General features: G+C 30.6%; 16 protein-coding genes. 11 read left to right on the top strand and 5 right to left on the bottom strand.

Annotated features, from left to right (window positions below; translation table 11 throughout):
- Nucleotides 1–69: 69 nt before the first annotated feature.
- The 3 genes from CEE44_04385 to CEE44_04375 all read left to right on the top strand — a co-directional run bounded on the left by CEE44_04385 (nt 70) and on the right by CEE44_04375 (nt 2,882).
- On the top strand, nt 70–1,716 hold the full coding sequence (locus CEE44_04385; protein TKJ17743.1) for a thermosome subunit: 1,647 nt from the start codon (nt 70–72) through the stop codon (nt 1,714–1,716).
- A 69-nt stretch (nt 1,717–1,785) separates the two neighbouring features.
- Complete coding sequence (locus CEE44_04380) at nt 1,786–2,325, top strand: hypothetical protein (protein TKJ17742.1); 540 nt, start codon at nt 1,786–1,788, stop codon at nt 2,323–2,325.
- A 2-nt stretch (nt 2,326–2,327) separates the two neighbouring features.
- A complete protein-coding gene (locus tag CEE44_04375; protein ID TKJ17741.1) occupies nt 2,328–2,882 on the top strand; it encodes a hypothetical protein in 555 nt (184 codons plus the stop codon).
- Here CEE44_04375 and CEE44_04370 read toward each other — a convergent pair.
- Entirely contained in the window at nt 2,879–3,058 is a 180-nt protein-coding gene (locus CEE44_04370; GenBank protein TKJ17740.1) for a DUF1931 domain-containing protein, read from the bottom strand. The two genes, CEE44_04375 and CEE44_04370, sit on opposite strands and share 4 nt — an antisense overlap.
- An 11-nt stretch (nt 3,059–3,069) precedes the next feature.
- On the bottom strand, nt 3,070–4,734 hold the full coding sequence (locus CEE44_04365) for a glutamate--tRNA ligase (protein ID TKJ17739.1): 1,665 nt from the start codon (nt 4,732–4,734) through the stop codon (nt 3,070–3,072).
- A gap of 131 nt (nt 4,735–4,865) precedes the next feature.
- Between CEE44_04365 and CEE44_04360 the strand changes: the two genes are divergently transcribed.
- From CEE44_04360 to CEE44_04340, 5 genes are read left to right on the top strand one after another with little or no spacing between them, the layout of a single operon-like run.
- Nucleotides 4,866–5,435, top strand: a complete 570-nt coding sequence (locus CEE44_04360) for a hypothetical protein (protein TKJ17738.1) — start codon at nt 4,866–4,868, stop codon at nt 5,433–5,435.
- A gap of 14 nt (nt 5,436–5,449) precedes the next feature.
- Complete coding sequence (locus CEE44_04355; protein ID TKJ17737.1) at nt 5,450–6,103, top strand: hypothetical protein; 654 nt, start codon at nt 5,450–5,452, stop codon at nt 6,101–6,103.
- 16 nt (nt 6,104–6,119) lie between these two features.
- On the top strand, nt 6,120–6,332 hold the full coding sequence (locus tag CEE44_04350; GenBank protein ID TKJ17736.1) for a hypothetical protein: 213 nt from the start codon (nt 6,120–6,122) through the stop codon (nt 6,330–6,332).
- Between the two features lie 24 nt (nt 6,333–6,356).
- Nucleotides 6,357–6,872: a hypothetical protein gene (locus CEE44_04345; protein TKJ17735.1), complete on the top strand. Its 516-nt coding sequence runs from the start codon at nt 6,357–6,359 to the stop codon at nt 6,870–6,872.
- Complete coding sequence (locus CEE44_04340) at nt 6,869–7,393, top strand: hypothetical protein (protein ID TKJ17734.1); 525 nt, start codon at nt 6,869–6,871, stop codon at nt 7,391–7,393. The genes CEE44_04345 and CEE44_04340 overlap by 4 nt, the downstream gene beginning before the upstream one ends.
- Here the strand turns inward: CEE44_04340 and CEE44_04335 are convergent.
- Nucleotides 7,386–8,132 carry a triose-phosphate isomerase gene (locus tag CEE44_04335; protein ID TKJ17733.1) on the bottom strand — a complete coding sequence of 249 codons (747 nt, stop codon included), beginning with the start codon at nt 8,130–8,132 and terminating at the stop codon, nt 7,386–7,388. The genes CEE44_04340 and CEE44_04335 overlap by 8 nt on opposite strands.
- A 1-nt stretch (nt 8,133) precedes the next feature.
- Nucleotides 8,134–8,907 (bottom strand): hypothetical protein, encoded by a 774-nt coding sequence (locus tag CEE44_04330; GenBank protein ID TKJ17732.1) that lies wholly within the window; start codon nt 8,905–8,907, stop codon nt 8,134–8,136.
- A gap of 105 nt (nt 8,908–9,012) precedes the next feature.
- Between CEE44_04330 and CEE44_04325 the strand changes: the two genes are divergently transcribed.
- The 3 genes from CEE44_04325 to CEE44_04315 all read left to right on the top strand — a co-directional run bounded on the left by CEE44_04325 (nt 9,013) and on the right by CEE44_04315 (nt 11,223).
- Nucleotides 9,013–10,386, top strand: a complete 1,374-nt coding sequence (locus CEE44_04325; protein ID TKJ17731.1) for a signal recognition particle protein — start codon at nt 9,013–9,015, stop codon at nt 10,384–10,386.
- Nucleotides 10,387–10,406: 20 nt separating this feature from the next.
- On the top strand, nt 10,407–10,835 hold the full coding sequence (locus CEE44_04320) for a peptidylprolyl isomerase (GenBank protein TKJ17730.1): 429 nt from the start codon (nt 10,407–10,409) through the stop codon (nt 10,833–10,835).
- Nucleotides 10,836–10,908: 73 nt separating this feature from the next.
- The gene (locus tag CEE44_04315; protein ID TKJ17729.1) at nt 10,909–11,223 is read left to right on the top strand and encodes a hypothetical protein; all 315 of its coding nucleotides are present in this window, start codon (nt 10,909–10,911) and stop codon (nt 11,221–11,223) included.
- Between the two features lie 8 nt (nt 11,224–11,231).
- Here the strand turns inward: CEE44_04315 and CEE44_04310 are convergent, their stop codons facing one another.
- Entirely contained in the window at nt 11,232–11,888 is a 657-nt protein-coding gene (locus CEE44_04310) for a hypothetical protein (protein TKJ17728.1), read from the bottom strand.
- Nucleotides 11,889–11,892: the final 4 nt, after the last annotated feature.

Genomic DNA, 11,892 nt, shown 5'->3' with positions numbered 1-11,892 from the left:
AAAAAACATATAATTTATAAATGATTATTTATTCCTTGTACTTGTTAATTTTAGGGGGTATTATAAAAAATGGCAGATAATAATAGCAATATACAACCTGTATTCATAATGCCAGAAGGCACTCAGAGAAGCCAAGGTAGACAAGCTCAAAGAATGAATATCATGGCTGCTAAATTAGTAGCAGAAACTGTTAGAACTACATTAGGTCCTAAAGGAATGGACAAGATGATTACTGGAATGGGTGATATAACTGTTACAAATGATGGAGTTACAATTCTCGAAGAAATGCAGATAGAGCATCCTGCTGCTAAGATGATTGTGGAAATAGCTAAAACTCAAGAAGAAGAAGTTGGAGATGGCACAACAACCGCTGTTGTTATTGCAGGTGAACTATTAAAAAATGCAGAAGGATTAATTGAACAAGATGTTCATCCAACTGTTGTAGCAAGAGGATATAGATTGGCTGAGTCTAAATCTCAAAAAATCTTAAATGAGATGGCAGAAAATGTTTCTATAAAAGATGTTCAAACACTAAATAAAATTGCAATGACTGCAATGACTGGTAAAGGTGCTGAAAATGCAAAAGAAAAATTAGCAGACATAACTGTTAAATCAATTATAACCATTTCAGAACAAGATGGTGATAAAATCCTTATAGATAAAGATAATATAAAGATAGAGAAAAAAGTAGGATCAAGTGTAGAAGATTCTGAATTAATAAAAGGGATTGTATTGGATAAAGAAAGGGTTCATTCAGGAATGCCTCAAAAAATAGAGAATGCAAAAATAGCTTTGGTTGATTCTGCAATTGAGATAAAATCAACAGAGATGGATGCTAAAATACAAATTACTGATCCATCACAAATGCAGGCTTTTTTAGATCAAGAAGAAGGTATGTTAAAACAAAAAGTAAAAAAGATTGTTGATTCTGGTGCAAATGTTTTAATCTGTCAAAAAGGGATTGATGATTTGGCACAGCATTTCTTAGCAAAACATGGAATTTATGCTGTTAGAAGATCCAAACAATCTGATATGGTGGCTTTGTCAAAAGCAACAGGTGGAAAGATTGTTACTAATTTAGAAGATTTAAATGGAAATGATTTAGGAAAGGCTGGCTTTGTTGAAGATGTAAAAGTTGGAGATGAGAATATGACTTATATTAAGGAATGTAAAAATCCTAAATCTGTTACATTATTAATAAGAGGCGGAACAGAGCATGTTGTTGATGAAGTAAAAAGAGCTGTTACTGATGCTGTAGGTGATGTTGCTGCTGCTTTAAAAAATGGAAAGGTTGTAGCTGGAGCTGGTTCTCCTGAATTAGAATTATCAAAAGGGTTAATGAAGTATGCAAACTCCTTATCAGGAAGAGAACAACTAGCTGTAGAGGCTTTTGCAAAATCAATGGAAGTAATTCCAAGAACTTTAGCGGAGAATGCTGGAATTGATTCAATAGATTCATTAACAGAGTTAAAAGCTGCTCATGATAAAAAGAACAAATGGGCAGGTATTGATGTATTTACAGGAAAAACGATGGATGCCTGGAAAGAAGGAGTTATAGAGCCTTTAAAGATCAAAACTCAAGCTATTGCTTCTGCTTCAGAAGTTGCTGTAATGATTTTAAGAATAGATGATGTTATTGAAGGTGGAAAGGTTGGGCCAGAAATGGGTGGGGGAATGCCACCTGGTATGCCTCCAGGTATGCCTGGAATGATGTGATTTTTTTAATTCTAAAAAAGAAATGTTTATAAAGAATAAACTCTAGTTTTATTTAAAAAGAGGTGTTTTATGAGTGATGATGTAGATTATGAGATTATTTCACGTAAAGATATTGCAAGATTAAAACAAGAAATAAAAGAGTTAAAAGAAGGGAAAAATTCTGGTTCTGCAAATAATGTTATGGGTAAACTTAATCAAATGTTAGATTTATTTAAAGAGGCTAGCTTAAGTCTTAAAAATGAAAAACCTGATGGGATAAAATTAGAAGCTATACATGATAAATTAGATAATCTTCTTGATCAAAATCAAAAAATTGCAGAAGGGCTTTTATCTATTGCTGATTTGGTAAAAGGAGGAAAACCAGAAATTCAACAAAGACCGATGGCCCCAAGACCAATTCCTAATCAACCTATGCCAAGATTAGGTCCAAGACCCCCTATGCCTGGTCCTCAACCTCTGCCTAGAGCACCTCAAGGACCTCCAATTCAAGGAATCCCTTCTTTTCCTAAACCAGGTATGCCTGGTATGAATCCAATGCGGGTCCCTCCTCCAAAAGGAATGCCTAGGCCTTCTAAACCTGTTAAAAAAGGTTTATTTAGAAAAAAGTAAGAATGGATCAACAAATTTATAATAAAGATATTTCTAAAGAATTTTTTAAAAGTTTAGCTAATGCTTATCATAAATATGAAAAAACTGACAAGGCGAAGGAAAGATTAAACAAACATGTTGAAAAAGTAAAAGAATTATCTTTGAATAAAAAAACACCTAAGAAAAAAATTACTCAGGAGTTTAAGAGATTAGAAAAGCTAATTCTTGAAGTTATTAGTCTAGAGAGGGGAATATTGGCTAGAGGAGATGAAAAAGATATTAGTCAGGAAGTTAAGGATAGAATAATAGAATTAGAGGAAAAATTTGAAAAGTATACTAAGATGATTGAGGGAAGGCAGCAAAAGGTAAAAGAGTTAGAGAAAAAGATTAAGACAAAGATGAAAGAAGATAAAGCAAAAGGCATTGTAGATCCTGTTACTAATACCAAAAATATTGAATTAAAGAATATATTGTATGATTTAGAAGAAAAATATGAGAAATTAAAATCAAGGGGGATTCCTAAATCTAAATTAAAAGTTATTGAAGATAAGATTAATAGGTTAAAAGAAAAGATTTAAACATCTTTTCCCATAATTGTATTTCTTCCGTTTGCTTTTGCTCTTTCGCAAGCTTCAAGAATTATTCTTTCTACTTTTTTATTTATTTTTTCATAGAAATCTGTTGAAACGTTAAGAGATTTTTCATCTATTTTTGCTAGTTCTTTTATTTTTGCTTTAACAACCAATTCTGACATTTTATTTCACCTCATCTATGTGTAAACCAAAATTTATATTTATTATTTTCTATTTTGTCTAATTTACAAAACCCAAATCTTTCAAATTGCACTATATTATTAATTTTTTCGTTTTTTAGGTCTGGTTCTGCTAGGCCTTTTATTGTTTTTCCATTGTTCATTAGGATTTCAACATCAACTAAATCATCAGTTACAGGAAGCCAGTGTATCATCTTGGCTTTTAGGCTTTCATCAATTCCTTCTGAAATGAATGAATTATCTTTAAAATTAAGTAAATGCATTAACCTGTAATTCTTTCCTTTTTCTAATTTATCCTGTATATAGAATTCATCTTTTGCCTTTAGAATTCTATACCCTCTTTCTTTAAAATCTGGGTGTATCAGTAATTTAACTTCTTTTTCTTTGTGTTGAATCTTTATTTTTTTAGGATTTTCTACAAAAAAATATCTGTTTGATGTTTTGTCTATATCTTCTTTATTAAAATGATTAATTGATTTAAAAAAATCCTCAATATGAACTGTTTTGTCTGTTAGACTAACACCAACATCAATTGCGTATTTAACAAAACTTTGAGGTTGATATCCTCTTCTTTTTAGAGAAGGAATAAAAGGAATTCTTATGTCATCCCACCCGGTATAAACTTTTTTATCAATCTTTTCTTTTGTTTTTGTAGAGCTTACTTCAAATCCTTCAAAATTAATTCTTCCGACAAACAAGGCTGTTGGAGGTTGTTTTTCCAAGGCTTCAAAAATCATTCTCTGGCGTTTTTCATTATCAGCATGGTCTTTTCCTCTTATATTATGGGTTATTCCTGATGTTAGGTCATCAATAGCTACTGAAAAATTCATTAGAGGCCATACTCTATATTTGTTTCCTGTTTTTTGGTGTTTTGTTTTATTAATTCTTAACAAAGGAAAATCTCTCATTGCTGGGTTTTTATAATCAACAGAAGATTTGAATCTTACAACAGCTTCTCCTTCTTTGTAGCCTTTTTTATCTAACATTTTTTTCCATCTTTGGATTTGTTTATCTTTAGAAAGATGTCTACAAGGACAGGCTGTTTTGCTAATAATTAACTCTTTAAATTTTTCAGGATCACAATCACAAACATATAATACTTCTTTTTCAAATAGTTTTTCAGCATATTCATAATAAACTTTGATATTATCTGATTGAGTTGTAATTTCAATATCATTTCCCCATAACCATTTAGAATCTTGTTTAATTAATTCATAAGCAGGTTCATAGATGTTGTTTGCGTTTGTATCTCCAATTCTAATTATAAATTTTCCATTATATTTTTCACAATATGAATGATTCAGGCTTCCAACATAGGCATGACCAATATGCAAAGGGCCAGAAGGGCTTGGTTCAAGCCGCATAACAACTTTTCCTTTTTCAGCATTAGGTAGATCCTTTAAACCTTGTTTTTTTTCTTGTTTTTTTTCTTTTAATAATCCAGGAGCTTTTTTTTTAAGTTCTTTTTGTTGTTTTTCTAGGCTTAGTTTATTAATTTCCTTTACAATATTGTTTACTTCTTTGGATATCTCTTTTATGTTTTCTTTTACCTTAGGATTGTTTGAGATTAGATGGCCGATAACAGCAGAAACATTAGCTTTTCCGTTAAATTTTACTGCGTTTTGTAAAACAAGATTCCTTATATCTTTTTTATTCATATTTCTTAATATAAATTCCAAGTTTATAAGATTTTCGTGAAAATAACAAAACTAATTTATAGAAAGCTTTATATATTAAGAAAAAAATAATATCTTATAATTATGTTTATCTTAGAAAAAGAGGTGTATGAATGAGGCGTAATAAGAGGGCTGCTCTAAATCTTAGTATTAATGCTATTGTTGTTTTGATTCTTGCTATAACCATGCTTGGGCTTGGTTTGTCTTTTATGAGAAATATATTTGGTTCTGCTACACAAGAGTTTGAAGAAGTTGGAGGAACTGTTAGAAAGCAGATGATTGATCAGATGAAAGAGAGTGATAATACTGTTGATTTGAGCAGGCCTAAAGTAGAGCTTAAGGCAGGGGAAGAAACTCAAATTTTTATTGGATTTAAAAATGATGGCAATGTTCAAAGATATTTTCAGGTAAGTACTACTGGTTCGTCATCAACTACATTAGGTGATGCTGATACTTGTAATATATTAGATAATACCGGAGATAAAATAATTTATTTAGAGTTTAAAACAGGTGAAACAGAAGTATTAAAAGGAGAAGTTGTTGTTTTGCCTTTAAATGTTAAAACCAGTTCTGATGTAGATCAAGATACTTGTTTTTATGAAATAGTTGTTGAACATGGTACTACTTCAGGTAGTCTAGATAAGAATGAAACTATTGAGTTGACTGTTGATATTGTAAGTTAAATAGAGGTGGATAAATGAGGCGTAATAAAAAAGGTGGTTTGAATCTCAGTATTAATGCTATTGTTGTTTTGATTCTTGCTATAACCATGCTTGGGCTTGGTTTGTCTTTTATGAGAAATATATTTGGTTCTGCTACAAAGGAGTTTGAAGAGGTTGGTGGGACTGTTAAAAAACAAATGATTGATCAGATGAAAGAGAGTGATAAAGTTTTTGATTTAAGCAGGCCTAAAGTTGAGCTTAAAGCAGGAGAAGATACTCAGATTTTTATTGGATTTAAAAATAAAGCTACGGTTGGGAAAAATTTTCAGTTGAGGCAGGTTGAGGCAAGTAGATTGGGAGAAACTGGTTCTACTAATAGGACAAATGTATTTAATGTTACTACAGCAGGAGTTATTTCAATGGAAGGGACAACAACAGGTTTATGTGGTGCAAGAACAGATAGTGGGACAGAACCAACAGATGTAGTAGAAGTATATCTTGAGTTTAAAGGTACTAAAACAAAAGTAGCAAAGGGTTCTGTTGTAGTAGTGCCAATAAATATTAAAACAACATCTAGTTCAAATGTAGGTAGTTGTGTTTTTGAATTAAAAGGGGATTCAGATGCAGATAGTGTAGGTACTCCTGATTATAATAAAATAGTTGAATTGACTGTTGATGTAGTAAGTTAAATTTGCTCTTTTTAATATGAAAAAAAGATTAACAGACCAACAAGAATTTGAGGTAATGAAGCTTGTTCTAGACAAATTTTTGTGGATTGGCACATTTATAATGGTTTTTGGTTTATGGTTGATATTTAGAGGTATGGCTCTTGATGGTGTTGCAGTTATATCAATAGGAGCAATTGTATTAATATTATTGCTTATAATAATTGTAAAAGAGTATGAAATAATAAAATGAGTTAATAGTTTCTTTTTTATTAAGATGAAAAAAGCTACTGTATATATTACAACAGAAACAATCGTTTTAATAATAATTGCTATTGTTTTTTTAGGGATATTTTTGACTTTTGGACGTTATATGTATTCAAAAATGGGGGGAGATATAAAAGATGCTTTTGATACTATAACTAATCAAAGGATTGATAGGTTAAAAATGTCTGAAAAAACATTTGATTTGGAATTTCAAACAGTTAGTATTCAACCTGGAGAAAGGAGAATATTTTTTATGCTTTTGAAAAATGAAGATAGCAAGGTTGTTGCATGGAATATAAACCACACATATAGTAATATTAGTAAAGATATAGATTGTAGTAAAATTTCTTTTGATTATAAAGAAGGTATAACCGTGTTACCAAGGAGTAATAGGGTTCCTCCTTTAGTAATAGAAGCAGATCCAAAGCTTTATGAAGGAACTTGTTTATTTGAATTATTGGCAAAAGACTCTGATAACAATACAAAAATGTTAGAAGTAGTTGTAGATGTTACAGATACAAAATGAATAAAAAAGGGCTTCAATTAACTATTAATTTTATTGTAATGTTAGTAATAGCGTTAGTTGTGTTTGGGATGGGTTTAAGTTTATTTAGAAAGTTTTTTGTTGAAGCAGATGTTATAAAACAAAATCTTGATGATCAGACAAAAAAAGAGATACAACAAATTATGATGAGTTCTGCTGATCAGGTTGTTGTTTATCCATCTCAACTAACAGTAAGACAAGGGAAGAGTGATATTGTTGGTATTGGAATATTAAATATAAATGATAATACAACTAGTTTTGGAATAACCCCTTCATGGGATGGTACGTCTTGTTATGATAATGATGGTTCTGTAATGAGTGGTTGTACTGTTAATGATATAAAAGTTACAAGTGTAACAAGAGCTATAGAGAGTAATGAAAGAGAAATATTTGATATTCCTATTAGAGTTAGTGGTGATGCACAAGTAGGAAAGTATGCTGTAACAATTAGTGTAACTGGTGGAACTTCTAGTACAAATATAGTTTATGTAAAAGTTATTTGATTATTCTAGAAAAATCTTGTGCTTTTAATGATTTAGTACCAACTAGAGAACCATCTATATCTGGTTGAGCTATTAATTCTTTTGAGTTATCTGGAGTGACGCTTCCTCCATAAAGAATTCTTATTTTTTTGCTTATTCCTTTGCTATATATTTTATTGATTCGGTTTCTTATGGTGTTATGGGATTTTTGAGCATCTTGAGGAGAACTTGTTTTTCCGGTTCCAATTGCCCATACTGGTTCATAAGCAATAACAACATTTTTCATATCTTTTTTACTAACGTCTTTTAATCCTTTTTTTATTTGGTTTATGATAACTTTTTTTGTTTTGTTTGATTTTCTTTCTGTTAAAGTTTCTCCAACACAGAGTATTGGATTTAGTTTATTTTTTAAGGCATTTTTCAATTTTAGATTTATTATATTATCTGTTTCATTAAAGATATGCCTTCTTTCAGAATGTCCCACTATAACATATTTACAACCAAATTCTTTAAGCATTTTAGGAGAGATTTCTCCTGTATACGCTCCTTTATCTTTGTAACAAACATCTTGTGCTCCTAATTTTATGTTAGAATTTTTTATAGCTTTATTTACTTCTTGTAAAGCTGTAAAAGAAGGGCATAATAGAATTTCTTTGTTTTTTACCTTTTTTAGTTTTTGTTTTAATGAAGTGGCTAACCTAACAGCTTCTTTAACTGTTAAGTTCATTTTCCAGTTAGCTGCTATCAAAGGTTTTCTCATATTAACTTAGTTTATTCAAAATGTCTGACAAATCCCCTATTGGCATGTATCCACTAACTTTATATTTTCCATTAATTACATTTCCTGGTGTTCCTGTAATTCCATATTTATTTGCAACATTTCTATAATCATTTAATTCAAGTGCATATATCTTAAGTTGTGGATATTTTTCTTTTGCTTCAAGAAGAACAGGATAATATTTCTTACACCATCCACAACCTGGAGAATAAAATACTATCAAAGTTTTTGGAATTTCTTCAAAGCTTTTAAATTCTAATATTCTTCCTTCATATGTTTCTGGTGATCCTGTTTCAAATGATAGTATTTTTGATTTAATATCTGCAGAAAGTTCATTTTCAAATACAGTCCAGTCTTCTGGTCCTTGAGGTTGAGTTGGTGTTGTTTCTACTGATGCTTCTACTTCTTTTGTCATATCAATTCCTTCTTGTGTAAACAACATTTTTCCATCTTTAGTTACATAAGATGTATATGATTGACCATTAATTGAAAGATCTACAGCATAAACACCGTTTGTTTCAGTTATAGAATTGAGTTCAGCTGTATTGCCTTCTGGAAGAAGGTTGGTGTTTATATAATTTATAGCAATGTTTCCTGCATTTTTTTCACTGACTGATCCTGTACCAGCTGCAAGAACGTAGATTAATAATATAACACAGATAAATGTTGTGTATTTCCAAAAGTCTGATTTTTTTATTTTAAATTTTGTAGATTTCTTTTTGGTTGTTTTGTGTTTAGTAGAACTATGTTTTTTCATATATTACCACCCTTGTTTTTTATATTTTTATGGTAATATCTTTTATTTATAAATGTTGTGGAATAAACCTTAATATTTATATAGGGTTATTCATTTTATTTTGGAATGGTACTTGAGAAATTAGGTAATAATTTGAAAAATACCTTAAGCAAGATAGCTAAGTCTGTTTTTGTAGATGAAAAACTAATAAATGAATTAATTAAAGATATACAAAAGGCACTACTACAGGCTGATGTTAATGTTAAGTTAGTTTTTGAGTTGACCAAGAAGATTAAGGAGAGGGCTCTAAAAGAAGATCTTCCTTCTGGTTTGACTAAAAAAGAACAATTAGTTAATATTGTTTATGATGAATTAGTTAATTTTATGGGTGGTGAAGTTTCTAAGATTAATGTTGATTCTAAGCCTTTCAAAATAATGATGGTTGGTTTGTTTGGTTCTGGCAAAACAACTCATTGTGGAAAATTGGCAAGATATTTCACTACAAGAGGTTATAAGGTTGCTTTAGTTGGTCTAGATGTTCATAGGCCTGCTGCAATGGATCAGATTGAGCAGATTGCTCATCAGGCTAATGTTCCTGTTTATATAGATAAAAAAGAGAAAGATGTTACTAAAATATGGAAATCTTTTGAAGCACATGAGAAAAAGTATGATATTGTTTTGATAGATACTGCAGGAAGAGATGCCTTGAGTGATGATTTGATTAAAGAGATTGAGTCTATTAATGATTTGATTAAGGCTCAGGAAAGATTGCTTATTATTTCTGCTGATATTGGACAGGCTGCTCAGACACAAGCAGAGCAATTTAATAAAAGTTGTGATATAACTGGAATTATTATTACAAAGATGGATTCAACTGCACGTGGAGGTGGTGCTTTATCTGCATGTACTGTTTCGGGGGCTCCGATTAAGTTTATTGGAGTTGGTGAAAAAATTAATGATTTAGAATCATTTAATCCAAAGGGTTTTGTTGGCAGGTTATTGGGTATGGGAGATATAGCAGCATTGTTAGAAAAAGCAAAAGGTGCTATTACAGAGGATGAAGCTCAGGATTTAGGAGCTAGGCTTCTTAAGGGTGATTTTACGCTTATTGATTTGTATGAACAGATGGTTGCTATGAAGAAAATGGGGCCTTTAAACAAAGTTATGGAGATGATCCCTGGTTTTTCACAAATTAAAATGCCAAAAGAAATGCTTCAGGTTCAGGAAGGCAAACTAGAAAAGTGGAAACATGCAATGGGTTCTATGACTAAAGAGGAATTAGAAGATCCTTCTTTGATTAGCTCAACAAGAATTGATAGGATAGCAAAAGGAGCTGGTGTTAATCCTTCTGATGTGAGGGAATTGATTAAACAATATAAACAAGGCAAAAAAATGATGAAGATGATGAAAGGCGGAAAAGATATGGATAAGATGGTTAAAAAAATGGGTGGAATGGGAAACATGGCCAATATGATGGGCAAAGGTGTTAAATTTAAATAATATAAATAGGAGTTGATAAAATGCCAATAAAGAAAGGAGATAAAATAAAAGTTGATTATACTGGAACATTTGATGATGGTAATGTATTTGATACTTCAGAAGGAAAACAACCAATAGAGTTTGAAGTTGGGGCTGGTCAATTAATAAAAGGCTTTGATGAGGCTGTTGTGGGTATGGAAAAAGGGCAGGAGAAAGAGATAAAACTTAGTTCATCTGAAGCTTATGGTGATGTTAATCCTGAATTAATTAAGAAAGTACCTAGAGACAAGCTGCCTAAAGATAAGGAGATAAAACCTGGAATGGTTTTAGGAATGGGTACACCAGATGGAAAACAGATTCCAGTTAGAGTAACAGATGCTAATGATAAGGAGATAACTATTGATCTAAATCATCCTCTTGCTGGAAAGAATCTTAATTTTAAGATTAAGGTTGTAGAAATAGTTTCTTGATTTTTTAATTTAATTATTTAGTAGTAACAAAACCCAAAGATTTATAAATTTAGTAAAATTACAATATAATAAGGTGACAGATTTTAAATATAATAGGGGAGGTAGTAATCCAGGTGTTTCTCCTGCTGCTTTAGTTAGTCCTCCTAATATGCCAGACCTTTATAAAAAAGGAGGATTACCACCACATCTTCTTAAAGATCCTTTACTAAATGAAAAGAAAGTTGGGTCTGCTTATGAAGGATATGTTCAGAATTATAATGATCCATTATACATGATTTTAGGTAGATTACAGGATTCAAGAAAAATGGCAGATAATCCTGATAAAGCTCTTAATGCTGCATTGAGTTATATGGCTTTAGATCCTAGTGGATCGTATGTTAGAGCTTAAATTATTTTCTAATTAAAAAACGTAAAGATTTTTGATTGTTGTTTTTTTAGTCTTTTTAATCTTTCTTCCATTAATTCAGAATTTTCATATTCTTTTTCTTTTTTTCTAAAAAGAGTTGTATGGTGGTAGTTTCTTCCGTTTTTGTTTTTGAATTGGTGTTTTTTATGCAATAATTCATGATACATTACATAGTCGATTAATTCATAATCGTGTTTTAGTGCAGAGCTTATTGTTATTAAGTCTGAAGCATAACTGTAGCTCCCTACTTTTGTGAATGATTCTTGGCCAAATTTAAGGTTTGGTTGTTCTATCATATTTGAGAAATATTTGTTGTTAACTCTGTTAAAGCTTGCTTCTAAGATTGGTTCTGATTGTGTTTTAGGCACAAAGTTATGTAATTTTTTTATGAATGTGTTGTACATATCCATGTTTTTTGTATGTTTTCTTGATTTGAATAATTTTATTAACATTTCCTGAATTAATCCAATTTTTATTTCGCTGTCAACTGTTTTCCATTGTTTGCTTAGATTTAATGTTATCTTGTTAGAACTAAATCTTACATTAGCATTAAATGGCTGGAATTTTCCACTATACTTTATTTGAGTTTCATAATTAAATTCTTTTTCAGGATATAGTCTTTTGAATGATTCTTCTATTATGTCCATAAAA

The sequence above is a fragment of the Candidatus Woesearchaeota archaeon B3_Woes genome (genome assembly GCA_005222965.1).
Taxonomy (GTDB): Archaea; Nanobdellota; Nanobdellia; order Woesearchaeales; family B3-WOES; genus B3-WOES.
Note: the sequence above shows the minus strand (reverse complement) of the source record. Positions and strands in the feature narration are given on the sequence as shown.